This is a genomic window from Microvirga sp. CF3016 (assembly GCF_036314085.1).
Taxonomy (GTDB): Bacteria; Pseudomonadota; Alphaproteobacteria; order Rhizobiales; family Beijerinckiaceae; genus Microvirga.
Map to the genome: position 1 here is coordinate 1 of NZ_JAYGGM010000004.1, position 21,394 is coordinate 21,394.

Annotated in this window: 21 protein-coding genes; 10 read left to right on the top strand and 11 right to left on the bottom strand. The window is 65.2% G+C overall.

What is annotated here, in order from left to right:
• Nucleotides 1-932 precede the first annotated feature (932 nt).
• The 5 genes from VB672_RS06420 to rnd all read left to right on the top strand — a co-directional run bounded on the left by VB672_RS06420 (nt 933) and on the right by rnd (nt 5,429).
• Nucleotides 933-1,076 (top strand): hypothetical protein, encoded by a 144-nt coding sequence (locus VB672_RS06420; RefSeq protein ID WP_329783350.1) that lies wholly within the window; start codon nt 933-935, stop codon nt 1,074-1,076.
• A gap of 111 nt (nt 1,077-1,187) precedes the next feature.
• A complete protein-coding gene (locus tag VB672_RS06425) occupies nt 1,188-1,568 on the top strand; it encodes a hypothetical protein (protein ID WP_329783351.1) in 381 nt (126 codons plus the stop codon).
• Nucleotides 1,569-1,719: 151 nt separating this feature from the next.
• Nucleotides 1,720-1,941, top strand: coding sequence for a hypothetical protein (locus tag VB672_RS06430; protein ID WP_329783352.1), 222 nt, complete (start codon nt 1,720-1,722; stop codon nt 1,939-1,941).
• Nucleotides 1,938-4,112, top strand: coding sequence for a peptidase domain-containing ABC transporter (locus VB672_RS06435; RefSeq protein ID WP_329783353.1), 2,175 nt, complete (start codon nt 1,938-1,940; stop codon nt 4,110-4,112). Before VB672_RS06430 ends, VB672_RS06435 begins: the two co-directional genes overlap by 4 nt.
• A 156-nt stretch (nt 4,113-4,268) precedes the next feature.
• Nucleotides 4,269-5,429: a ribonuclease D gene (gene rnd / locus VB672_RS06440; protein WP_329783354.1), complete on the top strand. Its 1,161-nt coding sequence runs from the start codon at nt 4,269-4,271 to the stop codon at nt 5,427-5,429.
• Nucleotides 5,430-5,668: 239 nt separating this feature from the next.
• Here the strand turns inward: rnd and VB672_RS06445 are convergent, their stop codons facing one another.
• The 6 genes from VB672_RS06445 to VB672_RS06470 form a co-directional block, all read right to left on the bottom strand.
• Nucleotides 5,669-6,292, bottom strand: coding sequence for a 2OG-Fe(II) oxygenase (locus VB672_RS06445; RefSeq protein ID WP_329783355.1), 624 nt, complete (start codon nt 6,290-6,292; stop codon nt 5,669-5,671).
• Nucleotides 6,293-6,418: 126 nt separating this feature from the next.
• Entirely contained in the window at nt 6,419-7,939 is a 1,521-nt protein-coding gene (gene ppx / locus VB672_RS06450) for an exopolyphosphatase (protein ID WP_329783356.1), read from the bottom strand.
• A gap of 1 nt (nt 7,940) precedes the next feature.
• A complete protein-coding gene (locus tag VB672_RS06455; RefSeq protein WP_329783722.1) occupies nt 7,941-10,109 on the bottom strand; it encodes an RNA degradosome polyphosphate kinase in 2,169 nt (722 codons plus the stop codon).
• Between the two features lie 146 nt (nt 10,110-10,255).
• Nucleotides 10,256-10,948 (bottom strand): DnaA ATPase domain-containing protein, encoded by a 693-nt coding sequence (locus VB672_RS06460; RefSeq protein WP_329783357.1) that lies wholly within the window; start codon nt 10,946-10,948, stop codon nt 10,256-10,258.
• Nucleotides 10,941-12,056 (bottom strand): AI-2E family transporter, encoded by a 1,116-nt coding sequence (locus VB672_RS06465; RefSeq protein ID WP_329783358.1) that lies wholly within the window; start codon nt 12,054-12,056, stop codon nt 10,941-10,943. Before VB672_RS06465 ends, VB672_RS06460 begins: the two co-directional genes overlap by 8 nt.
• Nucleotides 12,057-12,085: 29 nt before the next feature.
• Complete coding sequence (locus VB672_RS06470; RefSeq protein ID WP_329783723.1) at nt 12,086-12,616, bottom strand: CDP-alcohol phosphatidyltransferase family protein; 531 nt, start codon at nt 12,614-12,616, stop codon at nt 12,086-12,088.
• A gap of 200 nt (nt 12,617-12,816) precedes the next feature.
• Here VB672_RS06470 and purM point away from each other — a divergent pair, with 200 nt between their 5' ends.
• Together purM and purN are read left to right on the top strand one after the other, a co-directional pair.
• Nucleotides 12,817-13,887 (top strand): phosphoribosylformylglycinamidine cyclo-ligase, encoded by a 1,071-nt coding sequence (gene purM, locus VB672_RS06475; RefSeq protein ID WP_329783359.1) that lies wholly within the window; start codon nt 12,817-12,819, stop codon nt 13,885-13,887.
• On the top strand, nt 13,887-14,534 hold the full coding sequence (purN, locus tag VB672_RS06480) for a phosphoribosylglycinamide formyltransferase (protein WP_329783360.1): 648 nt from the start codon (nt 13,887-13,889) through the stop codon (nt 14,532-14,534). Before purM ends, purN begins: the two co-directional genes overlap by 1 nt.
• Nucleotides 14,535-14,559: 25 nt before the next feature.
• Here the strand turns inward: purN and VB672_RS06485 are convergent, their stop codons facing one another.
• From VB672_RS06485 to ndk, 4 genes are all read right to left on the bottom strand, one after another.
• Entirely contained in the window at nt 14,560-15,831 is a 1,272-nt protein-coding gene (locus VB672_RS06485; protein WP_329783361.1) for a lytic murein transglycosylase, read from the bottom strand.
• Between the two features lie 65 nt (nt 15,832-15,896).
• Nucleotides 15,897-16,262 carry a hypothetical protein gene (locus VB672_RS06490; protein WP_329783362.1) on the bottom strand — a complete coding sequence of 122 codons (366 nt, stop codon included), beginning with the start codon at nt 16,260-16,262 and terminating at the stop codon, nt 15,897-15,899.
• Nucleotides 16,263-16,353: 91 nt separating this feature from the next.
• Complete coding sequence (locus VB672_RS06495; protein ID WP_329783363.1) at nt 16,354-18,507, bottom strand: molybdopterin-containing oxidoreductase family protein; 2,154 nt, start codon at nt 18,505-18,507, stop codon at nt 16,354-16,356.
• Between the two features lie 174 nt (nt 18,508-18,681).
• Complete coding sequence (gene ndk, locus VB672_RS06500; protein ID WP_329783364.1) at nt 18,682-19,104, bottom strand: nucleoside-diphosphate kinase; 423 nt, start codon at nt 19,102-19,104, stop codon at nt 18,682-18,684.
• A gap of 168 nt (nt 19,105-19,272) precedes the next feature.
• On the opposite strand from ndk, the gene VB672_RS06505 reads away from it, so the two are divergent.
• Complete coding sequence (locus tag VB672_RS06505) at nt 19,273-19,677, top strand: DUF2147 domain-containing protein (RefSeq protein ID WP_329783365.1); 405 nt, start codon at nt 19,273-19,275, stop codon at nt 19,675-19,677.
• A gap of 111 nt (nt 19,678-19,788) precedes the next feature.
• Nucleotides 19,789-20,169: a hypothetical protein gene (locus tag VB672_RS06510; RefSeq protein WP_329783366.1), complete on the top strand. Its 381-nt coding sequence runs from the start codon at nt 19,789-19,791 to the stop codon at nt 20,167-20,169.
• Nucleotides 20,170-20,207: 38 nt separating this feature from the next.
• Here the strand turns inward: VB672_RS06510 and VB672_RS06515 are convergent, their stop codons facing one another.
• On the bottom strand, nt 20,208-20,915 hold the full coding sequence (locus tag VB672_RS06515; protein ID WP_329783367.1) for a glutathione S-transferase N-terminal domain-containing protein: 708 nt from the start codon (nt 20,913-20,915) through the stop codon (nt 20,208-20,210).
• A gap of 187 nt (nt 20,916-21,102) precedes the next feature.
• On the opposite strand from VB672_RS06515, the gene VB672_RS06520 reads away from it, so the two are divergent.
• The gene (locus tag VB672_RS06520) at nt 21,103-21,351 is read left to right on the top strand and encodes a hypothetical protein (RefSeq protein WP_329783368.1); all 249 of its coding nucleotides are present in this window, start codon (nt 21,103-21,105) and stop codon (nt 21,349-21,351) included.
• Nucleotides 21,352-21,394 lie beyond the last annotated feature (43 nt).

A 21,394-nucleotide genomic window follows, 5' to 3' on the forward strand; every position in this document is an offset into this window, starting at 1 on the left:
ACACCGACTTCTTCGTCATCTGAGGCAGCCTGCTCGGGCTGTATTCAACTCACTCCCCGTCATCACCTCCCCGGACTTGATCCGGGGACCGTGCCGGTGATCCCGATCTTGTGGAGCGCCGCACCTTTCCGATCGGGATGGCCGGCACAAGGCCGGCCATGACGTCGAGGGTATGGCTGGGCCTGTCCCGGTGGGCCCGCTTCCAACACCCTCTTACCTCATCCTGAGGAGCAGATGTCAGTCTGCGTCTCGAAGGAGCGTTCAGCGGGCGCTGGACACGCCTCGTCCTTCGAGACGGTGCTAAAGCACCTCCTCAGGATGAGGGCGGTGTTCCTTGAAGAGATGGATGGCTGATACGGATCCCGGATCACGTCCGGGGCAGCCATGACAAGGGTGGAGTGCCATGTCCCGCTGACGTGCGGAGAGTCTCGAGGCCGCGCCCGGGCATGGATGCGACATCAGCCTGAGGCCGTGCAGCAGGCTTTTCCCGCTCCCCTGCCCTTGGCCTCGCGCGTCTCGTGCCGGAACGTTCAATGGATCGTCAGGCCGACCACCGGACCCATGAGGTTCGTCAGGCTGACGATCAGCATGAAGGCCGTCAGGGTCACGCTCAGGAAAAGAGAGGCGATGAAGAGGGCCTGCATGGGTCACCTGTCATGGATATGAGGGGAATTCTGTCCTGTTCTAGGCGTCCCAACAATCGTCCCCCCGGGAGTACCCCCTTCTCGTGTGCGCCGGAGCACATCCGCCAAGGGCGGCCCCCTCTCGCAACGGAGCACCCTTCGTCCGCCGCGGACTTTTCTGCATCGCCCAAGCCGTCAGCGAGCCCGTCAACCATCGAATCGGCTCACGAGGGTTTGAAGCTTGGCCTTAACACAGGTTAACGCCAGCCTGCCCTGTCTTCTCTAGAACCGTTCTAGAATGAGGGGATCATGAAGCGGCGGCCCGAGGATTTCGTCGATTATCTTTTCAGGTTTCTCGTGATCGCAAGCGGGGTCCTCACCGCAATCCTCCTGGTTTCGGCCCTGGCCCGATTGCTGGAGGCGGACGCCGGCGGCCTCGGCCAACAGCCCTGATGTCCCGGCGGCACCGAAGAGGCCTCCTCTTGCTTATTTTCCAACGATTTTCTTTGATTTCGGAGGCCTGAAATCCTTGCAGAACAAAGGGTGAATTCCCATATTCTTCCTATGGTTACGACCCTTGCCACATCCCTGTTGAGACCGGCCCGGAACGCTCCCGTGGAGGAGCGGATCGAGGGCAATTGGCACGTCTATCCCTTCGAGGGCGCGCTGGAGCTCGACTATATCGATCAGGCCGGCAATGCGAGCCGGCGCTGGGTGCTGGCGCGCGAGCTGAAGGTGGGGCCCGGCAAGATGCTGCTCGGCGGCATCGACATCCTGACCGACGACGGCTATCGCGGCTTCCGGGTCGACCGGATCCAGCGCCTCGAGGATGCGGAGACCGGCCTCGTGGTCGAGCACAACATCCTCGACTGGCTCATGACACGCGCCGAGCGTCAGGCGAAGGCGCGCAAGAAGCATCTCGCCCGCATTCAACCCAACGCCTGACCTGCACCGTCCCGTTCTGGCGCCCGCAGAACGGCCGCCCCCGTTCCGTAAGCTTCACCTTGCGCTACCCTGGCCTTTCTGACACATAACGTCATAACGTTTTGCGCAGGGAGTCGCGGTGGCTCAACGGCCCTTATTCCGTCCACAGGCCATGACCAGGGCCACGGACGAGCACGCGTCCGTGTCGTTTCCGGCTGCGCCCCTCTCCTGGCAGCTCATCGGTGGGTTCGCCGTGGCCTGCGCCGCGGCAATCATCCTCTTCCTCGGAGCAGTCGCCTATGCCCGCAAGGACGTTGCCGGCGGGGCTCTTGTCGCGGCGGGCGGCGCGGTTCGCGTGGTCCCGAAGCGCAGCGGCGTCGGGGGGCGGATGTGAGGTTTTTCGCCCGGCTCGGCTCTTTCGGCACGCCGCGCCTGCCGGCGATCATCCAGTCGGAGGCGGCCGAATGCGGCCTCGCCTGCCTTGCCATGATCGCGACCTATCACGGGCGCGAGGTCGATCTCGCGGCTTTGCGGCGCCTGTTCTCGGTTTCCCTCAAGGGCGTGACCCTCAAGGACGTGCTCGCCATGGGCCAGCGGCTCGGCCTGACCGGACGCGGCCTGAGACTCGAGCCCGAGCAGCTGGAACGGATCGCACTCCCCTGCATCCTGCACTGGGACATGAACCATTTCGTGGTGCTCAAACGGGTCGGCGGCCGAACGATCACCATTCACGACCCGGCTTCCGGCGTCCGGACCCTGACGCTCGACGAAGTCGGACGCCGCTTCACGGGCATCGCCCTGGAACTGACGCCGACCGCCTCCTTCGAGCGCAAGAAGGAAACGTCGCGCCTGCGCCTGACGGCCCTTTGGGACGGGATGCGCGGGGTCGGGCGGGGGCTTGCACAGGCGCTCGTCCTGTCGGCGGTGCTGCAGGCGGCCGTGCTCGCCGCTCCGTTCACCATGCAGCTTGCCGTCGACGGGGCGGTCATGCAGGGCGATCAGGGTCTGCTCGCGGCCCTCGCGCTCGGCTTCGGGCTGCTCACGCTGATCCGCATCGCGGCGGATTGGCTGCGCTCCCAGGTGCTGCTGTTCCTGGGCGGCGCACTTCATTTCCGGATGGGCGCCAATCTGTTTCACCACCTCGTGCGGCTTCCCTTGAGCTGGTTCGAGAAGCGGCATGTCGGCGATCTCGTCTCGCGCTTCCGTTCGGTGGAACCGGTGCAGCGGCTGGTCTCGGACGGCCTTGTCGCCGCCCTTGTCGATGGGGTGACGGCGATACTCACCCTCGTGGTGATCCTGGTCTACAGCTCAACGCTGTCGGGCATCGTGCTCGGGGCGCTCGCCCTCTGCATCCTCCTGCGCCTCGCCTTCTATCGGGCCCTGCATCAGCGTCAGGAGGAAGTGATCGAGGCTGCGGCCCGGGAGCAAACCACCTTCATCGAGACCGCACGGGCCATCCAGAGCATCAAGATCTTCGGGCGCGAGGCCGACCGGGAGGCCCTGTGGCAGAACCGCCATGCGGAAACGATCAGCTGCAGCATCCGGTACGGCCGCTTCACCATCGGCTTCAAGAGGGCGAGCGATCTGATCCACGGGATCGAGAACGCGCTGGTGCTCTATTTCGGGGCTCGCACCGTCATGGCGAACGAGCTCACCATCGGCATGCTCTGCGCCTTCCTGGCCTACAAGGAGCAGTTCCTCGGCATGGCCACCAACCTGATCGAGACCGGGATCCAGCACCGCATGCTCGCGCTCCATCTCGACCGGCTGTCCGACATCGCCCTCGCCGACAGGGAGCACGAGCGGGACCGCGAGAGCCCTGGGACGCGGCAAGTCGCCGGCGCAGTGGACCTGGTAGGGGTCAGCTTCCGCTACGCGGATACGGAACCGGAGGTTCTATCAGGCGCGTGCCTGCAGGTTGCGGCGGGCAGTTTCGTCGCCATCACCGGACCTTCGGGAGCGGGCAAGACCACGCTCCTCAAGATCATGCTCGGGCTGTTCAAGCCGACGCAGGGCTGCGTGCTGATCGACGGCACGCCGCTCGAGCATTTCGGCGTCCAGGATTTTCGCGCGCAGATCGGCGTGGTGATGCAGGACGACCAGCTTCTGTCAGGCAGCATTGCGGAGAACATCTCCTTCTTCGACGCAAACCTCGATCTCGCCTGGGCACGCCAATGCGCGGCGGTCGCCGGGATCGACGACGAGATCATGGGCATGCCCATGAACTATGACACGCTCATCGGCGACATGGGCACCACCCTGTCGGGCGGACAGCGCCAGCGGGTGCTGCTGGCGCGGGCGCTCTACCGGCGGCCGCGGATGCTCTTCATGGACGAGGGCACCTCGCACCTCGATCTCGACAAAGAGCGCGAGGTCAACCGGGCGCTGTCCCGGCTGAAGATCACCCGCATCGTCATCGCCCACCGGCCCGAGACGATCCGCGCGGCGGACCGGATCGTGGTTCTGCGCGACGGCCGCCTCTCTGCAGCTATGGACAGGGGTGCCCTCGCCTTCGCCGAGGCGGCCCGCCCGTCGCTGGGCGCAGGTGGATTCCAGCGGGCATGACGGCATCGGCCGGCGGTCTCCGACCCGGCCGTCGATCTGCAACAACGATGCGCTGGCGCAGCGATGTCCTCCACGGCTTTACCTTATCCTCCGACAATCTGCGGATCCGGCGACGGCGGACTCGCGGGCCCTTTCCTGATGGGTTATGTACGCTTCATGGACCTGATCACCTCCACCGACGCCCTGGCGGCCGTCTGCAATCGTCTCAGCCAGCATCCGTTCGTGACCGTCGATACGGAGTTCCTGCGCGAGACCACCTATTACCCGAAGCTCTGCCTGATCCAGGTGGCGAGCCCCGACCCTGCTGAAGCCTCCCTCATCGACCCGCTGGCGGAGGGCATCAGCCTGGAGCCCTTCATGGCCCTGATGGCCGACAGGAGCGTTGTGAAGGTCTTCCATTCGGCCCGGCAGGACCTGGAGATCATCTGGAATCTCGGCGGCATCGTGCCCGAGCCCCTCTTCGACACCCAGGTCGCCGCCATGGTGTGCGGCTACGGGGACTCGGTCTCCTACGAGCAGCTCAGCAACGATCTCGCCAAGGCCAAGATCGACAAGTCCTCCCGCTTCACCGACTGGTCGCGCCGCCCCCTGACCGATGCGCAGCTCACCTACGCGCTCTCCGACGTCACCCATCTGGTGAAGGTCTACGAGGCGCTGCTGACCCAGCTGCAGCAGAACGGCCGCCTCGAATGGCTCGCCGAGGAGATGGCGATCCTCACCTCGCCCGAAACCTACCAAGCCGATCCGGACAACGCCTGGCGCCGCCTCGCCGGACGCCTGCGCAAGCCGCGGGAGATCGCCGTCCTCATGGAGGTGGCCGCTTGGCGCGAGCGCGAGGCTCAAGGACGCGACGTGCCCCGCGGACGCATCCTCAAGGACGATGCGGTGATCGACATCGCCACCGCCGCTCCACGGAGTGTGGAGGCCCTGGGGCGTCTGCGCACGATCCCCAACGGCTTCGAGCGCTCCCGCACCGGCGGCGAAATCCTGGAGGCGGTGGAGCGGGCACTGGCGCGCGATCCCGCCACCATCCCCATGCCGGAGCGCAGCCGCGGCCGCGCCAATACCGGCTCCGTGGTCGACCTGCTGAAGGTCCTGCTCAAGGCCGTGGCCGAGCAGGAGGGCGTCGCGCCCAAGATCATCGCCACCGTCGAGGAGCTGGAAGCCATCGCTGAGAGCGACGATGCCGACGTCCCCTCCCTGCACGGCTGGCGGCGCAAGCTGTTCGGTGAAAGGGCGCTCGCCCTGAAGAACGGTCAGCTCGGCCTGGTGCTCGAGCGCGGGCGTGTGAAGATCAGGGGGATTGCCGAGGCCTAGGATCGTCGTAGGTCATTTGATCACGTCATAGCCGCCAATAACTTGATCCGAGGATCAGTCCCGGCCATCCCTCGCTCGCACCCTCCACCGATGGTCGCTCTCCCTTTGCCGACTATCGTTTCCCTCCCCGTCATGGCTGGGCTTGTCCCGGCCATCCCAATCCTAAAGGCACGGCGCTTTGCGCCATCGAGATCACCGGCACAAGGCCGGTGATGACGTGATTCCGAAGGAGGCGGTGCTCACCGCCCGAAGATCCCCTTGAAGACCTGGGCGAGCTTGTTGTGCTTCTTCTTGCGGTCCACATCCGCCTGGCTCTTGACCCAGGCGATCTGGACCACGCGGCGTTCGCCGGCAAAGGGCAAATGGCCGTGCCAGGAATGGTCCGAGCGCAGGAAGGCGAACATGGTGCCCATGGTGGGGGGCACTTCGAGCTTGTAGCGGTCGTAGTTCTTGTCGTCGTACAGCACGCGCAGGCGCCCGCCCTCGTCCTGCTGCCACGCGTCGTTCATGTAGACCAGCATGGTCATGACTTTCGAAGGGCCATCCGTGTGGATGGCGCCGTATTTCGGCTGCGACTTCCTCATGATGGTGGTGAGGCGCGGATAGGGATGCAGATCGATGCCGAACTTCCTGGACAATTCCTGGGTCAGCTCCGGACCTTCCAGCTCGTCGATGAGCTGCTTGAACCGACCCTGGAGCTGGACCTCGTCCACGGTGAGGTAGCCGGGCTTGTCGATGGCCGGGAAGTCGCGGCGAAGATCCTCGATCGCGTCAGGCTTCAGCAGGCTGGAGGCAAGAAGGTAGTCGTAGGGCTCCGACGAGCGTTCCGCATTGCGGACGGCCCCGAGGTCGATCAGCTGCATGGGCGTCCCCTTGGGCTTCGACATCCTATGCACGTACGTTACCCAGCCGAGTCAGGGTACAAATTAACACATGTTGGCTTTGCTTGCGAAGCACCGGTCGAGGCCTTAACGCCCGACGACCGGGCGCTATACGATCTCGATCACCGCATCCATGTTGAGGAGCTTCCCGAGGCCCCGCAGGCGGCCCGTCAGCCGCTCGTTGGCCAGCGGCTCCAGATGCACGGGCAGGCGCAGCACGATCTGGCCGTCCCGGGCCGTGAGGGGCGCCTGCGGCAGGACGCCTTCCATGGCGACGGAAATCGGATAGGCGATGCGCATCAGGGCCGCGAGCAGGCGCGCGCGCTCCAGGAGGCGCGGGCCGGCGAGCGTCTTGATGCGCGAACTCACCTTGTCCGGTGAGAGGCCTTCGTGGCGGAAAAAGATCGACAGGGCGAGATAGGCGCGGCCCGGATGGTCGAGCCCCGCGAAGGCCCCATAGGCGATGAGGTTCAGGCTCTGCTCGCCCCGGTAGTCGGGATGCGCCCGCCAGCCGATATCGGCCAGCAGGCAGGCGGCCCGGCGAAGGCGGGTGTCGTATTCCGTCTCCGGCAGGCCCAGGCTCTTGATGAAGACCTCGGTCCACTGGCACAGCTCCACCCCGTGCCGCGGCGAGCGGGAGCGCAGGAGGTTGAGATCGCTGGCGGCAGCGAGCAGCGGGTCGCGGTCGCGTGTCTCCGGATCGAGCCGGTCGAACAGCACGCCCTCGCGCACGCCGAAGGCCGAGATGGCGACCTCGATCGGTTGCCCGAGGCGGATGATCTCTTCCAGGACGATGGCCCCGTAGGCGAGCAGCGGGCGGCGGGCTTCCGAGACGCTCTCGATATCCTTCAGGGTCTTGGAATCGGCCTCTTCCACGAGTTGCAGGAAGTCGAGGCCGTCATCGGGCTCGATGATGTAGCCGTGCATTACGTGCAGCGGATAGTCCCGTGCCGCCTGATGCAGCCGCGCCAGGGCGCGCCACGTGCCGCCGACGGCATAGAAGGTGCGGCCATGCAGGTTTTCGAGATATTCGGGCGCGCGCTCCAGGGTGTCGCGCACGATGCGCTGGGCCCGCTTCAACGAGCCGCCGCTGAGGTCCTGCAGGGCGAGGCCGCCGAGAGGCATGGTGACGCCCTGCCCCACCTGCGAGCCCTGCACCTCCACCAGTTCCAGACTGCCGCCGCCCATGTCGCCGACGATCCCGTCCGGCTCGTGGAAGCCCGCAATGACCCCGAGCGCGGACGCGCGCGCCTCCTGCGCGCCGGAGAGCAGGCTGATCGGCTGGCCGCAGGCCCTGGCCGCCGCCTCCAGGAAGGCCGGGCCGTTGGAGGCATCGCGCGCGGCAGCGGTCGCGAGCACGAAGATCTCGGAGACATGCATCGTGTCGCAGAGAACCCGGAACCGGGCGAGCGCGCGCAGGGCCCGGTCCACGGCCTCGTCGTCGAGGCGGCCGGTGGTCGCCACATGGCGCCCGAGGCCGCAGAGGACCTTCTCGTTGTAGATCGGCGTGACGGCCCGGGAGAGGCCCTCATAGGCCACGAGGCGCACCGAGTTCGACCCGATATCGATGATGGCCACGGGGCGGCCGATCTTGAGCCGTCCCTGAGCCTCCTGGCTTACGGCCTGCATGTCAGCGCTGCCCGCGCTTGGCGAGCGCTTTGGGACTGGAGGTCTTGAGGGATTTGCCACGGCCGGACAGACTCGGATTTGTCATGAAATACTTGTGGGCGTTGAATGGTTCCTCGCCCTTGGCCGGCACCACCCGCTGGCTCGAGCCGTCGGGAAGCACGGTCCAGCTCTGCTCGTTGTCGAGCAGATTGGCGAGCATGATCTGATCGAGCACCTGCTGGTGCACCGTCGTATTGACGATCGGCATCAGGGCCTCGACGCGGCGGTCGAGGTTGCGCGACATGAGATCGGCCGACGAGATGTAGACATGGGCCTTGGGATTGGGCATCCCATGACCATTGCCGAAGGCATAGATGCGGGTGTGCTCCAGGAATCGCCCGACGATGGATTTGACCCGGATGTTCTCCGACAGGCCCTTGATGCCGGGACGAAGGCAGCAGATGCCGCGCACGATGAGGTCGATTTGCACGCCGGCAGCAGACGCATCGTAGAGCGCGTCGATGATGTCGGGATCGACCAGCGAATTGCACTTGCCCCAGATCGCGCCGGGCCGCCCCGCCCTGGCGTGCTCCACCTCCTCGGCGATGTGCTGGAGCAGACGCTTCTTGAGGGTCAGTGGCGAGACCGCCATGCGCTCCAGTTCGGCCGGCTCCGCATAGCCGGTGACGTAGTTGAAGATGCGCGACACGTCCCGGCCGATCACCGGATCGGCGGTGAAGTAGGACAGGTCCGTGTAGATGCGCGCCGTGATCGGGTGGTAATTGCCCGTGCCCACATGGCAATAGGTGATGAGCTGACTGCCCTCGCGGCGCACCACCATCGACAGCTTCGCATGGGTCTTCAGCTCGATGAAGCCGAACACCACCTGGGCGCCGGCGCGCTCCAGATCGCGCGCCCAGCGGATATTGGCCTCCTCGTCGAAGCGGGCCTTGAGCTCCACGAGCGCGGTGACGGATTTACCGGCTTCCGCAGCCTCCGCGAGCGCCGCCACGATGGGCGAGTCCGACGAGGTGCGGTACAAGGTCTGCTTGATCGCCACCACGTTCGGATCCCGCGCGGCCTGGCGCAGGAACTGCACCACCGCGTCGAAGGATTCGTACGGGTGGTGGACGATGATATCCTTCTCGCGAATGGCTGCGAAGCAATCGCCGCTGTGCTCCCGGATGCGCTCGGGAAAGCGCGGATTGTACGGCTTGAACTTGAGGTCGGGACGCTCGAGCGCCACGAGTTGGGACAGATCGCGCAACCCCATCATGCCCTCAACGACGAAGACCTCGTCGCTGGACACTTCCAATTCCTCGGCCACGAAGAGACGCAAGTCCTCCGGCATGGCCGTCTCGACCTCCAGGCGGATCACGCTGCCGCGGCGGCGCTGCTTGAGCGCCGTCTCGAACAGGCGCACGAGATCCTCGGCCTCTTCCTCCACCTCGATGTCGGAATCGCGGATCACCCGGAATGCACCCTGCCCCTGCACGTCGTAACCGGGGAACAGGCGGCTCGTGTAGAGCACGATCATCTGCTCCAGGGGGATGAAGCGGGTCGCGCCGGTCTCGGCGAAATCCGGCAGGCGGATGAAGCGCTCGGCGCGCGACGGAAGGCGGATCAGTGCGTTCAGCACCTTGCCGTCGCTCTGGCGCACCAGCTTCAGGGCGATGGAGGAGCCGAGATTGGGGATGAACGGGAATGGATGTGCCGGATCGATGGCGAGCGGCGTCAGGATCGGGAAGACGTGGCTGAGAAAGTAATCCTCGAGCCAGGAGGCCTCCGCCTTCGTCAGGCCCGCTCCTTCGGTGAGGACGATGCCCTCTTCAAGGAGGGCATCCCGCAATTCGCGCCAGCGCCGCTGCTGGTCCGAGGCGAGGTGCGAGACGGCAACGGAAATCTTCGCCAGCTGCTCCTGAGGGGTCAGTCCGTCCTGCGAGCTGGTGGCCACGCCGGAGCGCAGCTGGCCGATCAGACCCGCGACGCGGACCATGAAGAACTCGTCGAGGTTGTCGGCCGAGATCGACAGGAAGCGCAGCTGCTCCAGGAGCGGATGGTTGCGGTTCGATGCCTCCTCGAACACCCGGCGATTGAACTGCAGCCAGGACAGTTCCCGGTTGATGAAGCGCTGGGGGAACTTCCGCAGCACCGCACCGTCGAGTTCGATGTCCGGCGGAGCCTTCGGCAACGGGGCGTCGCTGACGGTCTCCACCTCTTTCAGAGCTATTGCGCTGCGCACTTCGTTCTCCGCCGTTTCGTCCTTCGGCGACCGTTTTGCTCTGGGCTTCGTGACGGTTTCACGACGGTTCGATAACGCGGCGTTGGTGTCAGGCTTCACTCGCTCTCATCCATTTCCTGTGCGGCACCAAGGATCTCCGCCGCGATCGCCCGTGACACGCGCCGCCCCCGGCTCAGGGCCTCCTTGTCGAGGAGCGCCACGAGCTCGGAAGCCCTCGCCAGCGACCGCTCGATCCGCAGAGCAATATAGTCGACAACGGAGGTGTCGACCACGAGTTGCCTATCGACGAAAAGCTTCACCAGAACGGCTTTCAGGAGCGCATCGTCCGGCGCCTCCAGCGATACGCTCGGCGCGAGACGCAGGCGCGACAGGAGATCCGGCGTGTGCAGGCCCCAGCGGTCGGGCGGCGTCTCGCTGGTGATCATAAGCGAGGCCTTCTTCTCACGGGCGAGGTTCAGGAGGTGGAACAGGGCCGCCTCGTCCCGCTCGCCGCGGTCCATGTCCTCGATGGCGAGCGCGCCGTTCGAGACGAGATGCGGGACCTTGTCCTGGGTGATCCCGGAGGCATCGATGGTCCAGGCGCGGGCGTTCGTGGCCCAGATCGAGGCGAGATGGCTTTTGCCGCTGCCGCGGGGTCCCACCAGCAGCAGGATCGTGTCCGGCCAGTCCGGCCAGTTCTCGATGAGGCCGTAGGCCTGCTCGTTCGACGGGCTGACGAGGAAATCCTCGGCGCCGAAGCGGGGATCGAGCGGGAGATCGAAGGCGAGCTGCTTGGGCGTCTCAGGCATCGAGATCGACCTTCTCGGGCTCGACCTTCGGTTTCAGGATCACCGGTTCCGTGCCGCGATAGAGGGGGCTTGCCAGATACTGCCGCAGGGCAAAGCGCGCGATGACGCCGATGGCAGCCGCGAGCGGCACCGCGAGAAGCAGCCCGACGAAGCCGAAGAGAGCCCCGAAGGCCACGAGGGCGAACATGAGCCAGACCGGGTGCAGGCCGACGGATTCGCCCACCAGTTTCGGCGACAGGATGTTGCCTTCCACGAACTGGCCGAAGATGAAGATGCCGAGTGTCGCGGCGATCATGGTCCAGTCCGGCCAGAACTGCACGATGGCGACGCCGACGGACAGGATGAGGCCGGTGAGCGAGCCCACATAGGGAATGAAGCTCAACAGGCCGGCCATCATGCCGATCAGGGCGCCGAAATTGAGCCCGATCAGGGCAAGGCTCACCGCATAGAACGTGCCTAGGATGATGCAGACCAGGGCCTGCCCGCGGACGAAGCCCGCGATCGCCCGGTCGATGTCGCGGGCGATGGCCCGGATCGTCTCACGGTGCTTGGTCGGCATCCAGGAATCGACGGTCCGCACCATCCGGTCCCAGTCGACGAGCATGTAGAAGGCGACGACCGGGGTCACCACCAAGAGGGAGAAGATGCCGAGCAGCGCCTGCCCGCCGGACCAGAGCCCCTGCACAAAGGCGGCGATCCAGGCGACGCCCTGGCTGATGAGATTGCCGACGGAGGGCGGAGCCGCGGGCAGCGCGTCCTCGAGCCCCAGCTTCTGGACCAGCGGTCCGAGCTGCTCGGCCCCCAGCTCCTGAAGCCTCGTCACGTAGCCGGGAAGCCTTTCCACGAAGGCCGCCACCTGCTGGGCCGCGAAGGGCACCAGGATCATCAGAGTGGTGATGAAGACCAGGACGAAGAGGACAAGGATCAGGAGACTGGCGCCCAGACGTCCGATGCCGATCTTCTGCAGCCGGTCGGCCAAGGGATCAAGCAGATAGGCCAGGGCGAAGCCGGCCACGAACGGCAGGAGGATGCCGCGCAGGACGAACAGCAGCAGGACCGCGACGACCAGCGCCGCTATCCAGAACCCGATCTGCCTTTGGACCGTCATCGGTTCCCCATACCTTATCTTTTTGGCCATCAGGTGGTCATGTGCCGCAGCCAGCCCCCGAGATAGGCACCGGCGGAGGCTATGGTCAAGGTCGCGACCAGCACCATGGCAACCTCCTCCAGCCCCGCGAGATCCACCCCGAAGGCATTGGCCGCGAGCGCGAAGGCCGCAAAGGCGATCTGCGCCGCGGTGTTGAGCTTGCTCACGAGGAGAGGCTTGATCTCGACCGGCCGACTCATGACCCAGGACAGGAGCACCGCCGCCACGATCATCACGTCACGGGACACCACGATGATGGCGAGCCAGCTCGGGATCGCTCCCACGATGGCGAGCGTCACGTAGATCGAGACCAGCAGCGCCTTGTCGGCGATCGGGTCGATGTAGGCCCCAAACTCGCTCCTCATATCGAATTTGCGGGCGATGAAGCCGTCGATTGCGTCCGAAACGCCTGCCACCACGAAGAGCACGAAGGCCACGCTCCACCGCTGCTGCATGATCATGACGATCACGATGGGCACGATGATGAGGCGGCCGATGGTGATGATGTTCGGAATGGTCATCGGGGCGATGATGGCCGCTTGGGCGGCGGAGTTCAATCGTCGGGTCGCAAGGTGGGGATAACGGGCCGCCTCTTCTGTCATTCCGGCCTCGCCAGAGCCGAGCCGGAATGAGAGTGAACGCAGGTTTCGCAAAATGCGAAGTTCACCCCTTGCCTCCCGCCCCCTCTCGCCTTACTGCCCGAGCCAACACGGGGTGAGCCATGACGACCGAGAAGCAGACGAACGGCCTGACCTATGCCCAAGCGGGCGTCGACATCGACGCGGGCAATGCCATGGTCGACCAGATCAAGCCCCTGGTGCGCTCGACGCGCCGGCCCGGGGCGGACGCGGAGATCGGCGGGTTCGGCGGGCTCTTCGACCTCAAGGCCGCCGGCTTCAAGGACCCGATCCTGGTGGCCGCCAACGACGGCGTCGGCACCAAGGTGAAGATCGCCATCGACACGGGCATTCACGACACCATCGGCATCGACCTCGTGGCCATGTGCGTGAACGACATCATCGTGCAGGGCGCCGAGCCCCTCTTCTTCCTGGATTATTTCGCCACCGGAAAGCTCTCCCCCGAGGTCGGCGTCCATATCGTCAAGGGCATCGTCGAAGGCTGCCTCCAGGCGGGCTGCGCGCTGATCGGCGGCGAGACGGCGGAAATGCCCGGCCTCTATGCCAAGGGCGATTACGACCTCGCGGGCTTCGCTGTCGGCGCCGCCGAGCGCGGCACCCTGCTGCCGAAGGACGTAGCCGTCGGCGACGTGCTCATCGGTCTGCCCTCCTCCGGGGTTCATTCCAACGGCTTCTCCCTGGTGCGCCGGATCGTCGAGCATTCCGGCCTCGCCTGGGATGCGCCGGCTCCCTTCGCGTCGGGCAAGACCTTGGCCCAGGCCCTGCTGGAGCCGACCCGGATCTATGTGAAGGCCCTGCTGGAGGTCCTGAAGGGCGGTGACGGCATCAACGCGCTCTGCCACATCACAGGCGGCGGCTTCCCGGACAACATCCCGCGCGTCCTGCCCGACGGGGTCGGCGTGCGCCTCGATCTCGGCGCGATCGCCGTCCCGCCGGTCTTCGGCTGGCTCGCCAGGACCGGCGGCGTGGCGGAAGCCGAGATGCTGCGCACCTTCAACTGCGGTATCGGCATGATCGTCGTGGCCTCCGCCGACAAGGCCGACGCCGTGATGGAGCGTTTGCGTCAGGCGAGCGAGAAGCCCGTGCGCATCGGGGAAACCATCGCCCAGGTCGGCGGCGAGCGCGTCCAGACCTCGGGCGCCTTGAAGCTCTGATGCTCCGCCGCCGTGTCGCCATCCTGATCTCGGGCCGCGGCTCGAACATGGTCTCGCTGATCGAGGCTGCGCGGGGTCCGGACTTTCCGGCCGAAATCGCCCTCGTCCTGTCGAACCGCCCGGATGCGGCAGGACTGGAGCGGGCCAAGGAAGCCGGGATCGCCACCTGCGTGATCGACCACAAGGCTCACCCGACCCGGGAGGATTTCGAGCAGGCCATGGACGCTGCCCTTGCGTCGCACGACATCTCGTTCATCTGCCTTGCCGGCTTCATGCGGGTGCTCACCGACTGGTTCGTGGAGCGCTGGTCGGGCAGGATGGTCAACATCCACCCCTCCCTTCTGCCCCTGTACCGCGGCACCCACACCCATCGCCGGGCGCTGGAGGACGGCGTGCTGGTGCATGGCTGCACGGTGCATTTCGTGGTGCCGGAGCTCGATGCCGGCCCCATCATCGCGCAGGCAGCCGTGCCGGTGGTGCCGGGCGACACCGAGGAGAGCCTTGCGGCCCGTGTGATCGTTCAGGAACACAGCCTCTACCCGCAGGCGTTGCGGATGATCTGCGACGGGACCGCCCGGCTGGAGAACGGGCGCGTCGTGTTTGCACGCGGATGGGACGCGAGCGGCGCGCTGCTGTCGCCGGGGTGAAACACGTGATCCGCCAATGGCGGGTTCAGCGGATCGCCTGGACGAGCGCCCCGTCGGGGAAGCAGGTCTCGGCGCGGCGGTTCTTGATCTGCCATCGGCCGACCGCCGTGCGCGTGGCAAAGCCGACCAAGCCGTCCACCTTCCCGACATCGTAATCCTGCCCCTTCAGCCGCTCCTGCATGGCCTGGATGTCGCCACGCCGCAAGGAATCGACCGGCTGCCACCGCCCTGCGAATCCCGAGGCGCCTCCCATGCGATCAGCGAGGTTGCCGATGAACAGCGCATAGAGATCGGACTCGTTGTACCGCTTGAGAACGTAGAAGTTCTCGGACACCAGGAAAGCCGGCCCGAGGCGGCCCGCGGGCATCACCAGGAAGGCGGTCGTGTCGCTGCTCCATTCGGGCACCGCTTTGCCGCCGACCGGCTTCAGGCCGAGCTGCCGCCACTCCTGCATGGGCCTGCCCTGACCCGGACCTTCGAGCGTGCAGGAAACAGCCTCCGGCAGGCTCACCTCGAAACCCCAGCCGACCTCCGGCTTCCAGCCGTGTTCACGCAGATAATTCGCAATGGATGCCAGGCTGTCCGGCACCGAGAGCCAGATATCCCGCCGCCCGTCCGCGTCGGCGTCGACGGCGTATCGCAGGAACTTCGAAGGGAGAAGCTGCGGTTGCCCCATGGCTCCCGCCCAGGACGACAGCAGGGTCTCGCCGGAAAAATGATCCTCCTCGAGGATCACCAGAGCGGCCAGAAGCTCCGGATAATAGAGGGCGCGCCGACGTCCCATGAACGCCTGCGTGGCCAGAACCCTCAAGGCCGGGTGCTGCGCCTTCACACGGCCGAAATGCGACTCCCGCCCCCAGATCGCCACGACGATCTCCCGTGGCACGCCGTAACGGCGCTCGATGCCGTCGAGAGCGGAGCCCCATCGCCGCAGAAGTTCGCGACCGTCCTTCGCCAGAGATGCGAGCTGGGCCTCGACGAAATAGAGCCCCGGGCTCCGGAACTCCGCCTGACGTTGATCATCAGGCGGCGCCGCACGGCCCGGCGGCATAAGCTCCGGGAGCTCCCAGTCGAGCCTGAGCATCGGCAGGCTTCGCTCGAACGTTGCCCGGGAAACGCCCTGCTTCTCGGCATCGGGCCAGACCGTCTGGGCGAGCCAATCCCGAAACTGCGCCTCGGTGGCAGGACGTGTGTCCTGCGCCTGGAGCGTTGAGCCTCCCGGCACCGGAACGGCGCATGCGAGAACGGCCGCCAGAGCGACGGCCGGGAGGCGGGTGAGGTGGACCGACACAGGCATGGCGGACAATCTAGGGCATCAGACCGAGGCCGCCAAAGAACCGGGAAGTGGTGCCTCCAATCCCGTCAAATCCGCGGGCGCGGCAGCTTGCAGGCGTCGAGGGCCGAAAGCGCCTTTGCGCGGGCCGTGTCGTTGAACACGCCAGTGTCCCGGTAGGCCTGGAGCTCGTCGGCGCTCAAGGACCGCATGGTGCGACCGGCATAGCAGTCGCAGCTGCGGCTCAAGGATGCCTCGCTGACGCCGCTCTGGAGACGGGCTTGCGTGACGGCGCAGGCCTGGCTGACGCGGGAGCGCAGCTGAGACACGCTCTCGGTCTTCAGCGCCGGGTCGGGCTGGTACTGGGTCGGCGTGTTGGACGCGGCCGCGAAGGCGGATGTGGTGCTCACGGAGACGGCGGCTGCCAGGAGCAGCGTGCGGAGGGTCGAAGTCATGGATGGCTCCCCAGAGATGAAATCACGTTCGGCGTCTAAGAATAGGCTTGGCCGTTAGGGATCAAGGGGGAGCTGCAGATAGGCTTAAGACTTAGCCAACAACCGCCTCGGCACGATGGTGCTTGCGGGCGATCGGCAGTTCCAGCCTCGGGTCGAGATCGGCCTTTTCCAGAGCCACCCGGTTGTCATGGAAGGCCGCGCCGCCATAGGGCGCCACCTGATCGCCGCCGGTGAGCGTGTTGATGCCGCGACCGAAAGGATGGGCGGCGTTGGGCCAGATCCCCTCGGCGATGAGCACGCCGCGCCGCACGCCATCGAAGAGCTTGGCGCGCAGATAGACCTCGCCGCGATGGTTCCTGAGCTTCACCCAATCACCATCGGCGATGCCCTGCGGCTGCGCATCGAGCGGATGAATCATCACCTCGGGCCGACGCTCCTTGTCGAGGGAGGTCGGGGTTTCCGTAAAGCTGGAGTTCAGAAAGTTCCGCGCCGGGCTCGTCGCGAGCCGGAACGGATGTTCGTCCGTCGCCGCCTCGATCACGCCCCAGTGGTCCGGGAAGGCCGGCATGGTGGCCCAGGGACCCATCGGGCCGTTGTTGTAGGACGGAACCTTGGTCCAATCGGGCTTGAAGCGGAACTTGCCGTCCGGATAGCCGAAACCTTTCAGGAAATGCGCCTCCTCGAAAGGTGGCTGGGCATCGAAGTGAACGTGGGCTTCCAGGTTCTCCAAGCTGCCCCATCCGGAGTTCCGAAGCGTCCAATCGATGATTTCGCGCGGCTCCATGACAAAGCCGCGATGCCGGGCGTCGAGGCGCTGCGCGAGGCCGCGGAAGACCTCGTGGTTCGAGCGGCACTCGCCGGGCGGCTCGATGAGCTTGGGCCCGACCTGGAAATGCTGGTGCCCGCCGCCGGAATAGAGATCGTCATGCTCCATGAACATGGTCGCGGGCAGCACGATGTCGGCCATGAGGGCCGTCTCGGTCATGAACTGCTCGTGGACGCAGATGAAGAGATCCTCGCGGGCGAAGCCTTGCTTCACCAGCTCCTGCTCCGGCGCGACGGAGACCGGGTTGGTGTTCTGGATCAGCATCGCCTTGACCGGCGGTCCGTTGTAGAGCGCCTCGACGTCACCGGTGAGGATGCGGCCGATCTGCGACTGGTCGAGAATGCGGATCGACGGATCGATGGCGTCATGCCCCTCGATCAGCGCCTTGTTCCAATGGAAGATGCCGCTGTTCGAGTGGAGAGCCCCGCCGCCCTCGTATTGCCACGCGCCGGTCACGGCCGGAATCGACAGCGCGGCATGCATGTTGACCACGCCGTTGCGCTGGCGCGCGAATCCGAAACCGAGGCGGAAATAGGTGCGCTTCGTGGTGCCCACGAGCCTGGCAAAGCCTTCGATCTCCTCCACAGACAGGCCGGTGATGGCCGAAGCCCAGGCGGGATCGCGGGTCTTGAGATGCTCCTCCAGCTCGCGTGGGTGGTCGGTGTAGCGCTCGAGATAGTCCCAGTCCGCCAACCCGTCGCGGAAGAGCACATGCATGACCGCGCAGGCCAGCGCTCCGTCGGTTCCGGGACGCAGGACCAGCGCCATGTCTGCCTGCTTCAGGGTGGCATTGTTGTAGATGTCGATGGCGACGATCTTAGCCCCGCGTTCCTTGCGGGCCTTCATCGCATGGGTCATCACGTTGACCTGAGTATGGACCGCATTGGTGCCCCAGATCACGATGCAGTCGGAGGCCGCCATCTCGCGCGGATCGGCGCCCCGCAGATGCCCGGTTCCGGCCACGTAGCCGGTCCAGCTCATGGCCGTGCAGATGGTGGAATACTGGCCGGAATACTTCTTCACGTGGCGCAGGCGGTTGATGCCGTCGCGCATCACGTAACCCATGGTGCCGGCATAGTAATAGGGCCAGACGGATTCCGACCCGAACTCCCGCTCCGCCTCCAGAAATTTTTGGGCCACGATGTCGAGGGCCTCCTCCCAGGAGATCCGCTCGAACTGGCCCGACCCCTTCGGGCCGGTACGCCTCAACGGATAGAGAAGCCGGTCCGGGTTGTGGATGCGCTCGGCGTAGCGCGCCACCTTGGCGCAGATCACGCCGGCCGTGTAGCTGTTGCTCTTCGCCCCATGCACCCGTCCGATGGTTCGCCCGTCGATCACCTCCACCTCGAGGGAGCACACGGAGGGGCAGTCGTGCGGACAGACGGAGGCGCGGCGTTCGATGCGGGGAGCTTGGTTCATGGCGGGTGCATGATGAGGGAAAGGCCGGAAAATGAAAAGGCCGCCCGAAGGCGGCCTTCTCGACTTGGTGTCATTCCCGGCCTGAGCGTAGAGAAGGGGAAGGGAATCCACTCACCCGCTCTGACCTGGATCCCCTTCCCGGCCCTGCCGGGCCGCCGGGGATGACAGAGATGTTTAGCCGACGATCTCGTTGCCCGAGAAGAACTGGGCGATCTCGATCTTGGCATTGTCCAGGCTGTCGGAGCCGTGGACCGAGTTCTCGCCGATCGACTTGGCGTAGAGCTTGCGGATCGTGCCCTCGGCGGCGCTCTCCGGGTTGGTGGCGCCCATGATCTCGCGATAGCGCAGGACCGCGTTCTCGCCCTCGAGAACCTGAACGACGACCGGGGCCGAGATCATGAAGTCCACGAGCTCGCCGAAGAAGGGGCGCTCCTTGTGGACCGCGTAGAAGGTCTCGGCCTCGCGGCGGCTCATGAGAATGCGCTTCTGCGCCACGATGCGAAGGCCCGCCTTCTCGATGACGGCATTGATGGCGCCGGTGAGGTTCCGCTCGGTCGCGTCGGGCTTGATGATGGAGAAGGTGCGCTCGGTGGCCATGACAACTCGCTTTGATCGGGGATGGGAATTGATGAAGTGCGGCGCTTATAGCGGCGAGCCCCTTGAGCCTCAAGCGCCTTTTGCCGCGCGTGCTTGGAAAGCTTAACCGCCTCCCCTAGTGTTCTCTTCAGATCGATCCGGCGAAGATCGACAATGAGGGACTTTCCCATGAAACAAGCTATCCTGGTTGCCTTCGGCCTTGCCCTGCTGACCGTTCCGGCGCAGTCCCAGTCAGCCGATCCGAGCGGGACTTGGCTCACCCAGAGCGGCGACACCCGGGTCAGGATCGCCAAATGCGGCGCCGCTCTCTGCGGCACGATCGTATCCTCTACCTACGAGAAAGATACGAACAACTCGGACCCGAAGCTGCGGGACCGCAACATCGTGGGCGTCCGGATGATCTGGGACGCCAAGCCGGAGGGCGACGGCTACAGCGGCCAGCTCTACAACCCTCAGGACGGCAAGACCTATACGGGCAAGCTCAAGGTGATGAGCCCGACCACCCTCCAACTCTCCGGCTGCGTCCTCGGCGGCCTGATCTGCCGCTCGCAGACCTGGACGAAGGCGAATTAAGGCTCGAGATCACGAAACCTCAATTGCAGTCTTGGGGAAGTCTGTGCTGTGGACATTAGGGATCTATCCCTGGTTCGCTCGACAGCCTTAATGATACATGATAACAGTATCATGAGCTTGTATTCGGGGCTTTCCATGGCAAGGCTGTTCTTGGCTCCTTTCCTGATTGTGGTAAGTGCTGCCACCGCTCAAGCGGCAGAGTGTACGAAAGCTCTGAACCTTCGCTGGGAAGAAGCAATGGCAGAGGCGATGCAGCTCAGGCGCCTCCTGCTCAAGGTCGGGCCCAAAGATCCTGATCGGGAATTTCTGTGCAGGATCGTCAAAAATGCCACTGAGCTGCTGGTCGTGGGGAAAGAGTATTTTCCGGCGTGCGATCCTCTGGATGAGGACGGCCGCCGTATCACACTCTCGAAGATGGAGGCGATGCTAGCGAAGACCGATCCCTCCGTCTGTTCGAAGACGGGAAGGGTCGGACCGGGAAAGAGAACATAATTCTCCTTTCACAGTCCGAATGACATTTTTCAAGGAAGCTAGCGCGCCCTTTGCCCAAACAGCACGGCCTGGACCTTCGGATCGGTCAGGTCGGTCTTCTCGCGATCCTCGGAGCTGACCCCGATGCCGCGCTGGACCGCCGGGCGGGCGAGCACGGTCGCCAGCCAGCGCTTGGCGTGCGGGAACTCGTCGATGTTCTGGCCCTGGCGCTCCCACAGCTTCGCCCAGGGGGCAATGGCCATGTCGGCGATGGAATATTCGCCGGCCACGAACTCCCGATCCGCGAGCCGCTTGTCGAGCACGCCGTAGAGGCGGTTGGTCTCGTTGGTGTAGCGCTCGATGGCGTAAGGCACCTTTTCCGGCGCGTAGATGCGGAAATGGTGCGTCTGGCCGAGCATGGGGCCGAAGCCGCCCATCTGCCAGAAAAGCCATTGATCGACCTCGACCCGCCGGCGCTCGTCCTGCGGGTAGAACCGGCCGGTCTTGCGGCCGAGATATTGCAGGATGGCGCCGGATTCGAACACGGAGATCGGGTCGCCGTCCGGCCCGTCGTGGTCCACGATGGCGGGCATCTTGTTGTTCGGCGAGATCGCCAGGAACTCAGGCGCGAACTGGTCTCCCTTGCCGATATTGACCGGGTGGATCGCGTAAGGCAGCCCGCATTCCTCGAGCATGATGGTGATCTTCCATCCGTTCGGGGTCGGCCAGTAATAGAGATCGATCGGTTTCTGCGCGGCAGCCGCCATGGATTGCCTCTCCTTACGTAACGCACGGATCCGTGCTGAACGTTAAGACATAAGATCGGGACTGGCACCAGCGCCTGCAATGAAATTCCGTGGAAAGGGCGCATGGCTGACCTCGAGGCCTTGCATGTTCCAATATTTCATTATGAAGTGTTCGGAGCGCCGAAGAGCGCCAATGGGGGATCCGAACATGAAGCTTCTCGTCAATTCCGCGCTCGCTGCCGCAATGGCCTTCTCCTTCGCAGGCGCCGCTCATGCGACAGAGATGAAGCCGAAGAAGGAGCCGACCGCCGCTCAACTCGCCGCCCGCGAACGCATGGCCAAGTGCAGCGCCGAATGGAAGGAAGCCAAGGCCGGCGGCAAGCTCGCGAAGGATGCCAAGTGGCCGAAGTACTGGAGCGAGTGTAACGCGCGCCTGAAGGGCGGCATGAAGGCCTGAGCCCCATCTGAATGGTCCGCCTGTCGTCACCGGGCTTGTCCCA

Excerpts from the sequence above, each read along its gene's own strand:
- VB672_RS06420 (WP_329783350.1), top strand. The coding sequence starts at position 933 with ATGAAGCGGCGGCCCGAGGATTTCGTCGATTATCTTTTCAGGTTTCTC.
- VB672_RS06425 (WP_329783351.1), top strand. The coding sequence starts at position 1,188 with ATGGTTACGACCCTTGCCACATCCCTGTTGAGACCGGCCCGGAACGCT.
- VB672_RS06430 (WP_329783352.1), top strand. The coding sequence starts at position 1,720 with ATGACCAGGGCCACGGACGAGCACGCGTCCGTGTCGTTTCCGGCTGCG.
- rnd (WP_329783354.1), top strand. The coding sequence starts at position 4,269 with ATGGACCTGATCACCTCCACCGACGCCCTGGCGGCCGTCTGCAATCGT.
- VB672_RS06445 (WP_329783355.1), bottom strand. The coding sequence starts at position 6,292 with ATGCAGCTGATCGACCTCGGGGCCGTCCGCAATGCGGAACGCTCGTCG.
- ppx (WP_329783356.1), bottom strand. The coding sequence starts at position 7,939 with ATGCAGGCCGTAAGCCAGGAGGCTCAGGGACGGCTCAAGATCGGCCGC.
- VB672_RS06460 (WP_329783357.1), bottom strand. The coding sequence starts at position 10,948 with ATGCCTGAGACGCCCAAGCAGCTCGCCTTCGATCTCCCGCTCGATCCC.
- VB672_RS06465 (WP_329783358.1), bottom strand. The coding sequence starts at position 12,056 with ATGACGGTCCAAAGGCAGATCGGGTTCTGGATAGCGGCGCTGGTCGTC.
- VB672_RS06470 (WP_329783723.1), bottom strand. The coding sequence starts at position 12,616 with ATGACCATTCCGAACATCATCACCATCGGCCGCCTCATCATCGTGCCC.
- purM (WP_329783359.1), top strand. The coding sequence starts at position 12,817 with ATGACGACCGAGAAGCAGACGAACGGCCTGACCTATGCCCAAGCGGGC.
- purN (WP_329783360.1), top strand. The coding sequence starts at position 13,887 with ATGCTCCGCCGCCGTGTCGCCATCCTGATCTCGGGCCGCGGCTCGAAC.
- VB672_RS06485 (WP_329783361.1), bottom strand. The coding sequence starts at position 15,831 with ATGCCTGTGTCGGTCCACCTCACCCGCCTCCCGGCCGTCGCTCTGGCG.
- VB672_RS06490 (WP_329783362.1), bottom strand. The coding sequence starts at position 16,262 with ATGACTTCGACCCTCCGCACGCTGCTCCTGGCAGCCGCCGTCTCCGTG.
- VB672_RS06495 (WP_329783363.1), bottom strand. The coding sequence starts at position 18,507 with ATGAACCAAGCTCCCCGCATCGAACGCCGCGCCTCCGTCTGTCCGCAC.
- ndk (WP_329783364.1), bottom strand. The coding sequence starts at position 19,104 with ATGGCCACCGAGCGCACCTTCTCCATCATCAAGCCCGACGCGACCGAG.
- VB672_RS06505 (WP_329783365.1), top strand. The coding sequence starts at position 19,273 with ATGAAACAAGCTATCCTGGTTGCCTTCGGCCTTGCCCTGCTGACCGTT.
- VB672_RS06510 (WP_329783366.1), top strand. The coding sequence starts at position 19,789 with ATGAGCTTGTATTCGGGGCTTTCCATGGCAAGGCTGTTCTTGGCTCCT.
- VB672_RS06515 (WP_329783367.1), bottom strand. The coding sequence starts at position 20,915 with ATGGCGGCTGCCGCGCAGAAACCGATCGATCTCTATTACTGGCCGACC.
- VB672_RS06520 (WP_329783368.1), top strand. The coding sequence starts at position 21,103 with ATGAAGCTTCTCGTCAATTCCGCGCTCGCTGCCGCAATGGCCTTCTCC.